The sequence below is a fragment of the Agromyces cucurbitae genome (assembly GCF_058349945.1).
In genome coordinates, this window is record NZ_JBYRES010000001.1 from 497,110 (window position 1) to 511,501 (window position 14,392).

At 71.2% G+C, this 14,392-nt stretch carries 10 protein-coding genes; 6 read left to right on the top strand and 4 right to left on the bottom strand.

The genetic code is table 11. The features are described from left to right. Positions 1 to 110 precede the first annotated feature (110 nt). The 3 genes from gdhA to AC3RJ6_RS02410 all read left to right on the top strand — a co-directional run bounded on the left by gdhA (position 111) and on the right by AC3RJ6_RS02410 (position 4,203). A complete protein-coding gene (gene gdhA / locus AC3RJ6_RS02400; protein WP_491425275.1) occupies positions 111 to 1,472 on the top strand; it encodes an NADP-specific glutamate dehydrogenase in 1,362 nt (453 codons plus the stop codon). A 113-nt stretch (positions 1,473 to 1,585) separates the two neighbouring features. Then, positions 1,586 to 2,737 (top strand): SLC13 family permease, encoded by a 1,152-nt coding sequence (locus tag AC3RJ6_RS02405; RefSeq protein WP_491425276.1) that lies wholly within the window; start codon positions 1,586 to 1,588, stop codon positions 2,735 to 2,737. A gap of 47 nt (positions 2,738 to 2,784) precedes the next feature. Continuing rightward, complete coding sequence (locus AC3RJ6_RS02410; protein ID WP_491425277.1) at positions 2,785 to 4,203, top strand: GH1 family beta-glucosidase; 1,419 nt, start codon at positions 2,785 to 2,787, stop codon at positions 4,201 to 4,203. Between the two features lie 67 nt (positions 4,204 to 4,270). Here the strand turns inward: AC3RJ6_RS02410 and AC3RJ6_RS02415 are convergent, their stop codons facing one another. Continuing rightward, a complete protein-coding gene (locus AC3RJ6_RS02415; RefSeq protein ID WP_491425278.1) occupies positions 4,271 to 5,740 on the bottom strand; it encodes an MFS transporter in 1,470 nt (489 codons plus the stop codon). Between the two features lie 5 nt (positions 5,741 to 5,745). Then, complete coding sequence (locus AC3RJ6_RS02420; RefSeq protein ID WP_491425279.1) at positions 5,746 to 6,249, bottom strand: MarR family winged helix-turn-helix transcriptional regulator; 504 nt, start codon at positions 6,247 to 6,249, stop codon at positions 5,746 to 5,748. An 89-nt stretch (positions 6,250 to 6,338) separates the two neighbouring features. Here AC3RJ6_RS02420 and AC3RJ6_RS02425 point away from each other — a divergent pair, with 89 nt between their 5' ends. Next, the gene (locus AC3RJ6_RS02425; RefSeq protein ID WP_491425280.1) at positions 6,339 to 6,752 is read left to right on the top strand and encodes a nitroreductase/quinone reductase family protein; all 414 of its coding nucleotides are present in this window, start codon (positions 6,339 to 6,341) and stop codon (positions 6,750 to 6,752) included. Between the two features lie 147 nt (positions 6,753 to 6,899). On the opposite strand, the gene AC3RJ6_RS02430 is transcribed toward AC3RJ6_RS02425, so the two are convergent. Beyond that, positions 6,900 to 10,721, bottom strand: coding sequence for an NPCBM/NEW2 domain-containing protein (locus tag AC3RJ6_RS02430; protein WP_491425281.1), 3,822 nt, complete (start codon positions 10,719 to 10,721; stop codon positions 6,900 to 6,902). A gap of 140 nt (positions 10,722 to 10,861) precedes the next feature. Between AC3RJ6_RS02430 and AC3RJ6_RS02435 the strand changes: the two genes are divergently transcribed. Then, complete coding sequence (locus AC3RJ6_RS02435; RefSeq protein WP_491425282.1) at positions 10,862 to 11,707, top strand: alpha/beta fold hydrolase; 846 nt, start codon at positions 10,862 to 10,864, stop codon at positions 11,705 to 11,707. Positions 11,708 to 11,847: 140 nt separating this feature from the next. Next, positions 11,848 to 13,572: a beta-N-acetylhexosaminidase gene (locus AC3RJ6_RS02440; RefSeq protein WP_491425283.1), complete on the top strand. Its 1,725-nt coding sequence runs from the start codon at positions 11,848 to 11,850 to the stop codon at positions 13,570 to 13,572. Between the two features lie 99 nt (positions 13,573 to 13,671). On the opposite strand, the gene AC3RJ6_RS02445 is transcribed toward AC3RJ6_RS02440, so the two are convergent. Then, positions 13,672 to 14,316 (bottom strand): histidine phosphatase family protein, encoded by a 645-nt coding sequence (locus AC3RJ6_RS02445; RefSeq protein WP_491425284.1) that lies wholly within the window; start codon positions 14,314 to 14,316, stop codon positions 13,672 to 13,674. Positions 14,317 to 14,392: the final 76 nt, after the last annotated feature.

The following is a 14,392-nucleotide window of genomic DNA, read 5'->3' on the forward strand; positions in this document are numbered from 1 at the left end:
CCCGCCCGCGTCACACTCTCCGAGGCATCCTCGCCGATGGGTATCGTGGAGAGCGCTGCGCGCGAGCCCTACCGACGCGGCATCCGTTCCCCATGAAGTAAGGAGCGCGCGTGACCGAACCTCGCACCGCGATCGACGATGTCTACGCCCAGATCCTCGCCCGCAACCCGGGCGAGTTCGAGTTCCACCAAGCGGTGCGCGAGGTGTTCGGCTCGCTCGACCGGGTGCTCGAGCGCAACCCGCAGTACGTGCAGGCGTCGATCCTCGAGCGCATCTGCGAGCCCGAGCGGCAGATCATCTTCCGGGTGCCGTGGGTCGACGACTCGGGGCGCGTGCAGATCAACCGCGGCTTCCGCGTGCAGTTCAACTCGGCGCTCGGCCCGTACAAGGGCGGGCTGCGGTTCCACCCGACGGTCGGGCTCGGCACGGTGAAGTTCCTGGGCTTCGAGCAGATCTTCAAGAACTCGCTCACGGGCATGCCGATCGGCGGCGGCAAGGGCGGCAGCGACTTCGATCCGAAGGGCAAGAGCGACGCCGAGATCATGCGGTTCTGCCAGTCGTTCATGACCGAGCTCTCGCGCCACGTCGGCGAGTACCGCGACGTGCCCGCGGGCGACATCGGCGTCGGCGGTCGCGAGATCGGCTACCTGTTCGGGCAGTACAAGCGCATGACGAACCAGTACGAGTCGGGCGTGCTCACCGGCAAGGGGCTCACGTGGGGCGGTTCGCTCGTGCGCACCGAGGCGACCGGCTACGGCGCCGTGTTCTTCACCCAGCACATGCTGTCGACCAGGGGGCGCTCGTTCGACGGCGCCCGCGTGCTCGTCTCGGGCTCGGGCAACGTCGCCGTCTACGCGATCGAGAAGGTGCACGAGCTCGGCGGCACGGTCGTCGGTGCATCCGACTCGTCGGGTGCCGTGTACGACCCCGACGGCATCGACGTCGCGCTCCTCCGCGAGGTGAAGGAGGTGCGTCGCGAGCGCATCGAGCGCTACGTCGACGAGCGCGGCGGTCGGGCCGAGTTCGTCGCCGATGCGACCGTGTGGGACCTCGCCGACCGCGGCCCGGTGCACGTCGCCCTGCCGTGCGCGACCCAGAACGAGCTCGGCGAGGCGCACGCGCGAGCGCTCGTCGCCGCGGGCGTCGTCGCGGTCGCCGAGGGCGCCAACATGCCCACCACCCCCGACGCGATCGCGGTGCTGCGCGAGGCCGGCGTGCTGTTCGGGCCGGGCAAGGCCGCGAACGCGGGCGGCGTCGCGACGAGCGCGCTCGAGATGCAGCAGAACGCGTCGCGCGACTCGTGGAGCTTCGAGCACACCGAGTCGCGGCTCGCCGAGATCATGGCGGCGATCCACGAGCGCTGCGCGACGACGGCCGACGAGTACGGCGCGCCGGGCGACTACGTCGTCGGGGCGAACATCGCGGGCTTCATCCGCGTCGCCGACGCGATGCTCGCGCTCGGCGTGATCTGACGCGGGGCCGGGGGGCCCGGCGTCGGTTGACCTCGCTGGGTGCGGATCGCGATGCTCGCGCTGGGCGTGATCTGACGCGGGGCCGGGTGCCCGGCGTCGGTTAATCTCGCTAGGTGCGGATCGCAATCGTCGGCGGCGTGCTCGTCGCGCTCGGAGTCATCGCGGTCGTGAGCGGTGTGCTCCCGATCGAGGCGGTCGGCGCCCTCGCCGCGCGGTCGGCGCCCATCCTGGGCTTCGTCGTGGCGATGACGATCGTCGCCGAGCTCGCGGCCGAGGCGGGGGTCTTCCGGGCGATCGCGCAGCGGTTGGCCCGCCTCGCGAGGGGCCGCGCGATGGTGCTGTGGCTCTTCGTCGTCGCCCTCGCGACGGCGTCGACGGTGTTCCTCTCACTCGACACGACCGCGGTGCTGCTCACGCCCGTCGTCGTGGCGGTCGCCGCGCACGCCCGCATCTCGCCGATCCCCTTCGCACTGACGACGGTCTGGCTCGCCAACACGGGCTCGCTGCTGCTGCCCGTGTCGAACCTCACGAACCTGCTCGCGGCCGAGCGGCTCGGCGTGCATCCGCTCGAGTTCGCCGCGGTCATGTGGGCGCCCGCCATCGTCGGCGTGCTCGTGCCCGCGGGGTTCCTGCTGGCGACGCGGTGGCGGCAGCTCCGAGCCCGGTTCGAACCCGACGAGCCGGTTCCGGCACGCGACCGCGTGCTCCTGGTGATCTCGGCGACGGTGCTCGTGCTGCTCGTCCCGCTGCTCGTCTCGGGCATCGAGGTGTGGATTCCCGCGACCGCCGGCGCGGCGGTGCTGATCGTGGCCTTCCTCGTGCGCCGGCCCGCGGTGGTGCGCCCGGGCCTCGTGCCGTGGCAGCTCGTCGTGTTCGTCGCCGGGCTCTTCCTCGTGATGGAGGCCGCGCACGAGCTCCGCCTGACCGAGGTCCTCGCGTCGGTGGCCGGCGACGGGGAGGATCCCCTCGAACTCCTGCGGCTCGCCGGGGTCGCCGGGCTGAGTGCGAACGCGTTCGACAACCTTCCGGCGTACCTCGCGCTCGAGCCGTTCGCGACGAGTCCTCTGCGCACGGCGGCCCTCCTCATCGGGGTCAACGCCGGAGCCCTCGTCACGCCGTGGGCATCGCTCGCGACCCTCCTCTGGCATCACCGCCTCGTTGCGATGGGGGTGCAGATCTCGTGGCCGAAGTTCGCGGCGCTCGGGCTCGTCGTCGCCCCGCTGACCGTCGCCGGCGCGGTGCTGGCACTCGTCGCGGTCCGCTGACGAACCGTGACGACCGCACCCGACCGCCGCGCGCGGAAGGTGCGAGGATGAGCGCCGTGACCAGTGCAGCACGCGATGACGCCGTCCGGTTCGAGTTCCCTCCCGGCTTCGTGATCGGCTCGGCGACGGCCGCGTACCAGATCGAGGGCGCGGCCGACGAAGACGGTCGCACGCCGTCGATCTGGGACACGTTCAGCCGCACGCCGGGCCGCACCTGGAACGGCGACACCGGCGACGTCGCCTGCGACCACTACCACCGGCTCGAGGCCGACCTCGACCTCATGGCGTCGCTCGGCCTCGAGGCCTACCGGTTCTCGCTCTCGTGGTCGCGGCTGCTGCCCGGCGCGGGTGATCGGGTGAACCCGGCCGGCGCCGACTTCTACTCGCGCCTCGTCGACGGGCTGCTCGCCCGCGGCATCCGGCCGATCGCGACCCTCTACCACTGGGACCTGCCGCAGGAGCTCGAGGACGCGGGCGGCTGGACGAACCGCGACACCGCGCTGCGGTTCACCGACTACGCGGCCCGCGCGGTCGACGTGCTCGGCGACCGGGTCCACACGTGGACGACGCTCAACGAGCCGTGGTGCTCGGCCTACCTCGGCTACGGCTCGGGCGCCCACGCGCCCGGCCGCACCGACGGGGCCGACGCGCTCGCCGCGGTGCACCACCTGAACCTCGCGCACGGGCTCGCGGTGCCCGAGATCCGGCGCCACGCCTCGAACGCCCCCGACGTGTCGGCGACGCTGAACTTCCACGTCATCCGTGGCGGCGACGCCGAGGCCGCCCGGCGCATCGACGCGCTCGCCAATCGCGCCTTCACGAGCCCCATGCTGCTCGGCCGCTACGACGACGACCTCGTCGCCGACACCTCGGCCGTGACCGACTGGTCGTTCGTGCGCGACGGCGACCTCGAGCTCGTGCACCAGCCGCTCGACGTGCTCGGCGTCAACTACTACTCGACCGTGACGGTCGCCATGTGGGACGGCGAGAGCGAGCGCAGCCGCAACGACGGGCACAAGGACGTCGGCGGCACGCCGTGGCCCGGCAGCGAGCACGTCGAGTTCCTGCCGCAGGCGGGCCCGTACACCGACATGGGCTGGAACATCGCGCCCGACGGGCTCGAGGACCTGCTCGTCTCGCTCGGCGAGCAGTTCCCCGGGCAGCCGCTCATGATCACCGAGAACGGCGCGGCGTTCGCCGACGTCGTGACGTCGACGCCCGAGGGGCCGCGCGTGCACGATGCCGAGCGCGTCGACTACCTGCAGCGGCACTTCGCCGCGGCGCGCCGCGCGATGGACCGGGGCGTCGACCTGCGCGGCTACCTCGTCTGGTCGTTGCTCGACAACTTCGAGTGGGGCTACGGCTACTCGAAGCGGTTCGGCATCGTGCGCGTCGACTACGGCACGCAGAAGCGCATCGTGAAGGACAGCGGCCGCTGGCTCGCGGAGGTGCTCGCGGCGCGCTGAGCGGGGCGCGACCCGCGACGGCCGTCGTTCGCAACCCACGACCGACGACGCGACACGCCGCAGCCGGTCAGTCGGCGCCGGCGAGTCGCGGCGCGCGTCCTGAGTTGCAGACGGGGGATGCGGCGCCCGACCGGGTCGCGACGGACGCGCCGGTGGGAGACGCCGGCGCCGACGCGTCGACGATGGGCGTCGCCTCGGTCGGCACCTGCAGCGCCTCGGTGGGCAACTGCAGCGCCTCGGTCGGCACCGAGATCGCCGCCGTCGGCACGACCGCGATCGCCGCGGTCGGCGGCGCGTCGAAGCGCACCGCGGGGGCCCAGCGCCGGTCGGGATGCCTCGTCAGCCGCATGCCGCGCGAGACGACGAGCCAGATCGCGCCGATGAGCGCGGCGACGCCCGCGGCGATCGCGGCGACGCCGAGGCCCCAGCGCGGGCCCCAGCTGTTCGCGACGGCGCCCACGATCGGCGCACCGATCGGCGTGCCGCCGGAGAGGATCGCGAAGTACAGCGCGAGCACCCGCCCGCGCAGCGCCGGCTCGGTCGTCGTCTGCACGTAGCCGTTGGCCGTCGTGAGCATCGTGACGGCGGCGAAGCCGATGAGCACGGTCGACGCGGCGAACAGCGGGAAGGTCGGCATGACGGCGGAGATGAGCGCGGCCACGCCGAAGCCGGCGGCCGCGAGGATGACGACGCGGATGCGCGCACGCTCGCGACGGGCGGCGAGCAGCGCCCCGGCGAGCGAGCCGATCGCGAGGATCGAATTGAGCAGGCCGTATTCGCCCGCGCCTCGGCCGAACTCGACCGCCATGGTCGACGAGAAGATCGGGAAGTTCATGCCGAACGCGCCCACGAGGAAGACGATCACGAAGACGACGACGAGATCGGGTCGGCTCCAGACGTAGCGGAATCCCGCGACGAAGGCGCCGCGCTCGCGGCTCGCCCGAGGCATCCGCTTCAGCTTCTTGCCCTTCAGCATGGCGAGGGCGCCGAGCACCGCGACGAACGTGAGCGCGTTGATGATGAACACCCAGCCCGAGCCGACGAGCACGATGAGCACGCCCGCGACCGCCGGGCCGATGAGGCGGGCGGTGTTGAACGAGGCCGAGTTGAGGGCGACCGCGTTCGACATGTCGGTGCTCGAGACGAGGTCGGTGACGAAGGTCTGCCGTGCGGGGTTGTCGATCGCGTTCACGATGCCGAGCAGGCCGGCGAAGACGTAGAGCTGCCACAGCTCGGCGTGGCCGCCGATGAGCAGGATGCCGAGGCCGAGCGCGAGCAGCATGAGCGCGGTCTGCGTGCACATGAGGATCTTGCGGCGGTCGAAGCGGTCGGCGATGAGGCCCGTGACCGGCACGAGCAGGAGCTGGGGTGCGAACTGCAGGGCCATCGTGATGCCCACGGCGAACGCGTCGTTGTCGCTGAGCTCGGTGAGCACGACCCAGTTCTGGGCGGTGGCCTGCATCCAGGCGCCGACGTTCGAGACGAGGGCGCCGATGAACCAGATGCGGTAGTTGACGTGACTGAGGGAGCGGAACATGGCACTCACTGGTCGAGGAGCCTCCCGAGGATCGTGGTGGCGCGAGCGAGGACCTCGCGGTCGTCGGGGCTGAGGGCGGCGTAGCGCTTCGCGATCCAGGCGTCGCGGCGCTTGCGGGTTTCTTTCACGGTGGCGTCGCCGGCGGGCGTGACCTCGACGAGCACCTTGCGGCGGTCGTCGTCGTCGGTGCGGCGGGTCACGTAGCCCGCGTCGACGAGGCAGTTGACCGTGCGGTTCATGCTCGGCGCGGTGACCCGCTCGAGCTCGGCGAGGCGGCCGATCGTGAGCGGCCCCTCGCTGTGGATCCATCCGAGGGTCGAGAACTGCGAGGCGCTGATCTCGGTGTCGCTGCGCTGCTGGCGCAGCCGCCGCGAGAGCCGCATGACGGCGATGCGGAGTTCGGTCGACTGCTCGGCGAGGGTGCGCCGGTCGCGGGTCGGGCGGGGCGCTGGGCTGGATGCCGCTGCGCTGGGCCGCTCGGGCGCGATCGTACTCGTGGCATCGGTCATGATGCTTAGTCTAACAAATTAGTGTGGCTAAGTATTTCTGTGCTCGCCCCGATGGGAAGATTTCTCGCCGCACCCCGGTTGCAGACGGCATGGGTTGGAATGACGACGTCATCGAGCAGTTCCGCAGGAGCAAGGGCACCGAGAACCACTGGGGTCCGAAGTTGGTGATCCTGCACTCCATCGGCGCGAAGTCGGGCGAGAAGCGCCTGAACCCCGTCGTCGGATTCCGCAACGACCGCGGGTGGCGGGTGGTCGCGTCCAAGGGCGGCACCCCCGAGAACCCGGCTTGGTACCACAACCTGCGCGCGAACCCGACGTTCGAACTCGAGGCGCTCGTCGACGGCGAGATCGTCGTGCAGATGGTGACGGCGACCGAGATTCCCGACCACGAGTGGCGCGCGGCCTACGACGAGATCGTGTCCGAGGCGCCGCAGTTCGGCGGATACCTCGAGAAGACCGACCGCCGGATCCCGGTCTTCCAGCTCACGCCCGTCGCCCACTGAGCGGGCGTCGCGACCGCGATCGACCGCCGACGGGCGACACCCCGCACGCGACCACGCACGGATGCCCCGGCGAGCAGGCGCTCGCCGGGGCATCCGGCCGGGGTGCGGGGCGGGCCGTAGGGAGCCCGCCCCGTACCGGTCACTCGATCATTCGCACGTGAACTTCGCGTCGCCCCACACGCCGTGGGCGCCGTTGATGCTGCCGGGTGCCTCGACGATCAGGTCGACGTACTGCACGCCGTCGAGATCGACCGAAACCGACTCGGGCGCGAACCCGGGCGTGAAGGTGCGCGACTGGTAGCGGTTCTCGCCGTCGGCGTCGACCTTGAAGATCACGTTGCCCGCGAACTTCGCCTCGAGGCCGACCTCGGCCGTGAAGGCCGAGCACGCGCCGCCGACGTAGTACGTGATCTTCGAGAGCGCGTGCACCCCGAGGCCCTTGTCGTACGTCGGGTTGGTGCCGGTCGCCGGGTCGACGTAGTTGATCGCGAGCGGGACGTCGGGCGAGCTCGCCGAGTCCTTGTTCGCGACGTCCTTGCCGATCACGCCCCAGCCGTTCGTGGCGCTCAGCCACGTCAGGTCGGAGGCGTACACGGTGCCGGACGGCGGCGTCGGCAGCGGCTGGTCGACGACCTTCCAGTCGAAGATCTTCAGGCGCGACTCGGTCGGCAGCACGACGTAGGCGAGCTCCTTGGCGGGGTTCAGCCGCAGCATGTTCGAGTACACCTGGTACTTGCCCGTCGGGTACTCGTACACGTTCGGGTTCGTCGCGCTGTTGCGCCCGAGCGAGGTGATCGCGACCGTCGAGCCCTGCAGCCCGGAGGCCTGCAGCAGCCAGTTCGGGAAGTACACGCTCTGCTTCGCCACGCTGCCGTCGGCGTAGTGCAGCTCGAGCTCGGGATTGACCCCGCCGCCCGTCGCCGCCGAGGCGAGGATCGCGAGATGCGTGCCCTTGCCGTTCAGCGCGATGGTCTGCCCCGCCGGCGAGACCGAGTCGGCTGCGCCGGAGGGCGCGGGCCACGTGTACTCGATCGCCGCGTCGCCCGTGCCGACCGTGACGGTCGAGCCCGGGGTGACGCCCGCACGGGCGAGCGCCTCGGCCGAGAAGCTCGCACCGCCGCCGTCGAAGTTCGCGGCCTTGGCCGTGGCGATCTCGCTGATCGAGTCGGCGTTGTACGCACCCGCGAGCGAGCCGTAGGCGACGTAGATCTGGTTCGCACCCGACGCGGTCTGCGGCGAACGCTGCGACGTGTACGCGGCCTCGACCGACACCGTCTGGCGGTCGGCCGCCGCGGCCTCCGTCACCTCGAAGACGAACTCGGCCTTCGCCGACGCGCCGGCCTGCACCGTTCCGGGCTCGGCGCCCGACGACGACACGAGGCTCCAGCCCTCGGGCGCGGCGGGCGTCAGCACGACGTCGTCCTTGGCCTTCGTGCCGGTGTTGCGGAACGTCGCCGTCACCGTGGTCTCGTCGCCCTGGAACACGCGATCGGCCAGGTCGACCGAGACCGATGCCGCCGAGGCATCCGCATCACGGCCGCCCACCGCGCTCGTCGCGGCCAGCACGACCTCGGCACGGTCGCCCGAGGCGATCGGCGCGACCTTCACGGTCACCACACCGCCCGCGTCGTCGGCGTCGTAGAACCAGCCGGATGCCGCGGCCTCGAGCGCCTCGAGCGACGTGGCCTGCTTGAGGCCCGTGCCGTCGACCGCGACGTTCTGCGGCTTCGAGCCGGTGTGCGCCTCGATCACGTAGGGGCGGGCGTCGGCCTTGCCGGCGTAGTCGCCCTCGCGCTCGCCGATGCCGATCGTGACGGTGCCCTTCTTGCCGGGCTCAGGCGCGTCGACCGTGAACTGCTGCGTGCTCGACTCGCCGTCGGCGTAGCCGCGGGTGACCTTGTCGTCCTCGTAGAGGGCGAACTCGCTCTCGTCCTGCGGGTAGACCGACAGGGTGACGGGCGAGTCCTCGGGCACGAACGAGGCGTTGCGGGCCACGATGCCCTGCGGTACCAGCGCGCCGGCGCGCACGAAGATCGGCAGCTTGTCGAGGGGTGCCGGGTGGCCGTTGATCACCTGGCCGCCTTCGTAGAGCTTGCCGGTCCAGTAGTCGACCCACTGCTCGCCGGCCGGCAGGTAGATGCCGTTGCGCACGGTCGTCTTCGTGAAGACCGGGGCGACGAGGTAGTCGCTGCCGAGCAGGAACTCGTTGTTCGCCTCGACGCTGTACGCACCCGGGTCGTTCGGGTACTCGAGCGCGATCGAGCGCATCATCGGCAGGCCGCTCGAGTGCGACTCGGCGGCGAGCGTGTAGATGTACGGCATGAGCTGCTGGCGCAGCTGCAGGTACGAGCGGTTGATCGCGGTCGCCTGCTCGCCGTAGAGCCACGGGCGCTTGTCGACCGAGGCCCAGCCGCTCATCGAGTAGAGCGCCGGCGCGAACGCCTTCCACTGCAGGTCGCGCACGTAGCTCTCGGCGCTGCCGCCGAAGATGCCGTCGACGTCGCCCGTCGTGAAGGGCAGGCCCGAGTTGCCGGCGCCCGTGAGCGCCGAGACCTGCCAGCGCACGGCGTCGAGGTTGCCCGAGTGGTCGCCCGTCCACTGCATGCCGCAGCGCTGCGCGCCCGCCCAGCCCTCGACCATGAGCGACGTGCCGCGGGCGTCGGAGTACTGCTCGATGCCGTCGTGCGCGGCCTCGCAGCCGGTGAGCGCGAGGCGGTAGCCCGAGCCGACCCAGGCGACGTCGAGCTTGCGCAGGCGGATGCCGGCCTCGCCGACCTCGTACTCCTGCTGCGTGAGCGAGCGCTGCGTCCAGAGGCCCGTCTTGAGGCCGGTCTCGGCCTCGATCGCGTCGACCGTCTCGGGCAGCTCCTGGTACTCGCAGCCGTAGCCGTCGTTGACGAGCATCCAGCCGCCCGGCATGTCGTGCTCGACGAAGTCCTTCGCGATCTCGAGCGCCTGCGGGGTCTTCAGCTTCGCCGGGTCCTTCGAGCCCGAGTACGTCGGGCTCGAGCGGTTGTAGCAGTCGGCGTCGCCGTACTCGAGGGCGTAGACCGGTGGCATGATCGGCCGGCCGGTGAGCTTCGTGTAGCCGTCGAGCGCCGACTCGTAGTCGCCGACGAAGTAGAACGCGTCGAAGCGCTGCTCGGCGTGGGTCGTGGTGCCCGCGGCGAAGTCGTAGCTGCCGGCGGCGAAGGTGTCGCGCAGCACGCCGTAGCCGTTCGACGACATGTAGTAGGGCACCGCGTTCGGGTAGCCCTCGTCGTCCCAGTCGAAGTTCTTGGCGACGTTGATCGTCGCGCCCGTGTGGATCGACCGGCCGTTCTGCATGCCGCCGCCGAGGAACTGCTCGCCGTCGACCGGCTCGAGGTGCTGCGTGGTCGAGCGGCTGCCGAAGGTCAGCGGCTCGGACTCGGCCCATACGGTCGATCCGTCGGCGCGCTCGAGGGCGGTGCGCCCGGTGGCGCGGTCGATCTCGAGGGTCGTCTTCGCGGTCGAGATCGTGATCGTGTCGCCGTCGTCGACGGTGACGGATGCCGCGTCGAAGTCGTCTTCGCCGACGACGATGTTCGCGGTGCGGGCGGGGTCGCCCTGCGGCGTGTTCGCCGGGTCGGTGAACTCGCCGGTCGGCGTGGCCTCGAGGCGCAGCGTGCGCTCGTCGAGGAACGTGGCGCGGAGCGCGCCGTGCTCGGCCTCGAGCGTGACGGTCGCGCCGTCCTGCTCGACGCCGGTGATCGCACCGAGCGTCGTGCCGGTGTCGTCGACGGGAACCTCGGGGTTCACCTTCTTGGGCGTGATCGGCGTCGGTTCGCTCGCCGCCGCGTCGGCAGTGCTCGGCGCCGAGCCGGCCGCGAGCGCGAACGAGCCGAGGCCCGTCATCGCGACGAGGGCGGCGAGGCCGAGTGCGGTGAAGCGTCGCGGCGGCCCGACGGGCCTGGACCTCTCCGGTGAGGTGCGGGGTTGCTGCATCATTGCTCGCAATCTCAAAGTGATGGTTTCTGACGTTTAGTGCCGTCAAACGTTCACATTCGAGCACTGCGACGTCGCTCTCGTCAAGGGGGTGCCACCGTTCGGGACGATCGGCCCGGGCTGCCGCCTGACATGATGTCGGCATGCCGAGCTTCATCGACGCCCACGGGGTCGCCGTCCACTACGAGTCGTGGCGAGTGCCCGACGCGACCGCCGTCATCCAGCTCGCGCACGGGGTGGGCGAGCACCTCGGCCGGTACGCCGAGGCCGTCGAGGTGCTCAATGCCGCCGGCTACTCGGTCTGGGCCGACGACCATCGCGGGCACGGGCAGACGGGCTACGTGCAGCACGGCGGCGACCTCACGCGCATGGGCCGGCTCGGCCCGGGCGGCCTGCGTGCGGCGGTCGATGCGGTGGAGCAGTTCACGGGCGTGATCCGCGAGCACGAGGCATCCGACCTGCCGCTCGTCTACCTCGGGCAGTCGTGGGGATCGTTCCTCGGTCAGATCATCATGAACCGCCACGCCGAGCGGTACGACGGCTTCGTCTTCACCGGGAGCGCGTATCGCACGCTCTTCGACCTGCACTCGCCGAGCAACAAGCGCTTCGGGCACACCGGGCCGACGCCGATGGAATGGCTCAGCCGCGACCCCGAGGTCGCGAAGGCGTTCATGGCCGACCCGTACGCGACCGAGGTGCCGCTGCCGAAGCTGTTCGGGCTTCCCGACACGCTCCGGCTGCTCGGCCGCCCCGCGCGCGACCTGCCGTCCGAGCTCCCCGTGCTGATCATGAGCGGCACCGAGTGCGCGGTCGGGGGCGAGCGAAGCGTCCGACGTCTGGCCGAGGCCTACGTCGAGCGCTCGGGGCTGCGCGACGTCGAGGTCATCGTGTACGAGGGCGGGCGGCACGAGCTCTTCAACGAGACGAATCGCGCCGAGGTATTCGGAGACCTGGTTCGCTGGCTCGACGAGCGGTACGCGGTCGATTGAGCGCCTGAGTGAGCGAATGATCAGTAGTCCTGATCGTTTCTGATCGGAAACATCAGACTATTGACAAGCTCGATCATCGCTGGCAAGTTCTCGGGTGAAACCCGAGACGCCCCTACCACCGATGCTCGAGGAGGACACCGATGTCCAGAACCCCCCGCGCCGCACTCGTCGCCACCGTGGCGGCCGGCGCGCTCGCCTTCGTCGCCGCGCCGTTGCCGGCCGGTGCCGCCGAGTCCCCCGCCGGCGACCCGCTCGCCGACCTCGCCCTCATCCCGCAGCCGTCGCACGTCGCCGCGACGGGCGATGCGCCCGTCGAACTCGGCGCCGGCACGGTCGTCAAGGTGCATCCGCTCGACGACGGCGCAGCCCGGGTCGGCGAAGGCCTCGCCGGCCTGCTGCGGGATGCCACGGGCTACGCCGTCCCGGTCGGCCAGCGTGCCGCCGGAGCATCCCAGGGGGCGACGATCGAACTGTCGACCGACGGTGACGCCGCGCTCGGCGACGAGGGCTACACGATCGAGACCGAGGGCACGCACGTCGTGGTCGAGGCGCACACCGCCGAGGGCCTGTTCCGCGGCGCGACCACGTTGCGCCAGCTGCTGCCGCCCGAGGTCGAATCGGCCGGCGCCTCCGACGTTGCCTGGGCGATCCCGTCTGTCGAGATCACCGATTCGCCCCGCTACGACTATCGCGGCGCCATGCTCGACGTCGGCCGCCGGTTCTACCCGGTCGACGACGTCAAGCGCTTCATCGACCACATGGCGCTCTACAAGTACAACGCGCTCCACCTGCACCTCACCGACGACCAGGGCTGGCGTCTCACGGTCGACGCCCGGCCCGAGCTCACCCAGGTCGGCGCCTCGACGCAGAGCGGGTGGAAGCCCGGCACGGGCGGCCCCTGGTTCTACACGAAGGCCGACTACCGCGAGATCGTCGAGTACGCCGCCGACCACTTCATCGAGGTCGTGCCCGAGATCGACGGGCCGAGCCACGCCATGGCGGCCAAGGCGTCGATTCCCGAGATCAACTGCGACGGCAAGGCCGTGCCGCCCTACTCGGGCTTCGACGTCGGGCTGCCGACGATCTGCCTCACCCCCGAGCGCCGCGCCGAGGTGCGCGCGTACCTGCAGGACGTCTTCACCGAAGCCGCTCAGCAGAGCTCGTCCGACATCGTGCACATCGGCGGCGACGAGGTGCCGTCGACCACGCAGGAGCAGATGGACTGGTACGTCGGCGCGTCCTCCGAGATCCTCGCCGAGCAGGGCAAGCGCGTCATGGGCTGGCACCAGATCGGTGCCTCGCCGCTGCCCGAGGGCGCGATCATGCAGTGGTGGGCCGACGCCGGCGACCAGGCCTCGATCGGCACCCCGAACGAGCGTCCCGACGTGCGCGAGCTCCGCAACGCGCTCGCCCAGGGCGCGACCGTCGTCGCGTCGCCCGCCGACCGTTCGTACCTCGACATGAAGTACGACGCGACCGTGCCCTACGGCCTCAGCTGGGCCGGGCTCGTCGATCTCGAGCGCTCGTACGACTGGGATCCGATCTCGGTCACCTCGAGCACCGACGGCAGCGTCTCGCTCGCGACCGAGGAGCAGATCGAGGGCGTCGAGGCGGCGCTGTGGGCCGACCGCGCCTATTACGGCTCGACGAAGCTGCCGACCTCGCTCGACCAGTTCATCCCCGTGTCGCAGTACGCCGACTTCGTGAGCTTCCCGCGCATGCCTGCGATCGCCGAGGTCGGCTGGTCGGCGCCCGAGGTGCGCTCGTTCGACGACTTCGAGCGCCGCATCGTGCAGCAGGCCGACCGATGGGACGAGATGGGCATCGGCTACTACCGGGCGCCCGACGTGCCCTGGGAGGAGTAACCCGCATCAGCAGGGCGGGGCGTCACCGGTTCGCCGGGTGGCGCCCCGTTCGCGTGCCCGCGGGTCGAGGAGGGGGCGGAGCGACCGTCTCGAAACCGCCTACAGGCCCGCGTGCCATGGCGGCACGTCGTAGCCGAGCAGCCGGATGCGCGGGTGGTGCGCCGCACGCGACTCGGTCGCCCACGGGTAGACGATCGTCGTCACGTTGCAGTTGCCGAGCACGGGCAGCAGGTCGCGGTAGCCGTCGGGGTCCATTCCCGCGAGCTCGCAGAACAGCAGCCTGATGAGGGTCGCGTGCGCGACGACGAGCACGCGGCCGTCGGGGAACTCGGCGGCGAGCTCGTCGAAGACGGGGATGCTGCGCGCGATGCCCGCCCGCCCGCTCTCCCCGCCCGGGAGCGGGTTGCTCGCCGGCGCCTCGCAGAAGGCCGCCCATTCGGCCGGGTAGCGCTCGGCGATCTCGTCGGGCGTGAGCCCCTCGGCGGCGCCGAAGTCGATCTCGACGAGGCGCGGCTCGCTGCGAACCGGCAGGCCGGTCGTCTCGCCGGCCGGAGCGGCCGAGCGCTGCGCGCGGCTGAGGGGTGAGGCGACGATCGCGTCGAGCCGGGCGTCGACCGCCCACGCGCCGAGCGCCGCGGCCTGGCCGAGCCCGTGCCGGGTGAGCGGCACGTCGGAGTTGCCCGCGTAGCGGTGGTCGGCGTGCCAGACGGTCTCTCCGTGGCGCGCGAGGAAGAACGTCGTCATCCCGCCAGCGTACGCACGCACCCGTCGGTCGGGTGGGCTCGCAGCGGATCGAGTGGGCAATAGTCGTCCGGAATTC

Coding starts and splice junctions, on each gene's coding strand:
- AC3RJ6_RS02420 (WP_491425279.1), bottom strand. CDS start 6,249: ATGACCGATGCCACGAGTACGATCGCGCCCGAGCGGCCCAGCGCAGCG.
- AC3RJ6_RS02415 (WP_491425278.1), bottom strand. CDS start 5,740: ATGTTCCGCTCCCTCAGTCACGTCAACTACCGCATCTGGTTCATCGGC.
- AC3RJ6_RS02445 (WP_491425284.1), bottom strand. CDS start 14,316: ATGACGACGTTCTTCCTCGCGCGCCACGGAGAGACCGTCTGGCACGCC.
- AC3RJ6_RS02430 (WP_491425281.1), bottom strand. CDS start 10,721: ATGATGCAGCAACCCCGCACCTCACCGGAGAGGTCCAGGCCCGTCGGG.
- AC3RJ6_RS02440 (WP_491425283.1), top strand. CDS start 11,848: ATGTCCAGAACCCCCCGCGCCGCACTCGTCGCCACCGTGGCGGCCGGC.
- AC3RJ6_RS02435 (WP_491425282.1), top strand. CDS start 10,862: ATGCCGAGCTTCATCGACGCCCACGGGGTCGCCGTCCACTACGAGTCG.
- AC3RJ6_RS02425 (WP_491425280.1), top strand. CDS start 6,339: ATGGGTTGGAATGACGACGTCATCGAGCAGTTCCGCAGGAGCAAGGGC.
- AC3RJ6_RS02410 (WP_491425277.1), top strand. CDS start 2,785: ATGAGCGCCGTGACCAGTGCAGCACGCGATGACGCCGTCCGGTTCGAG.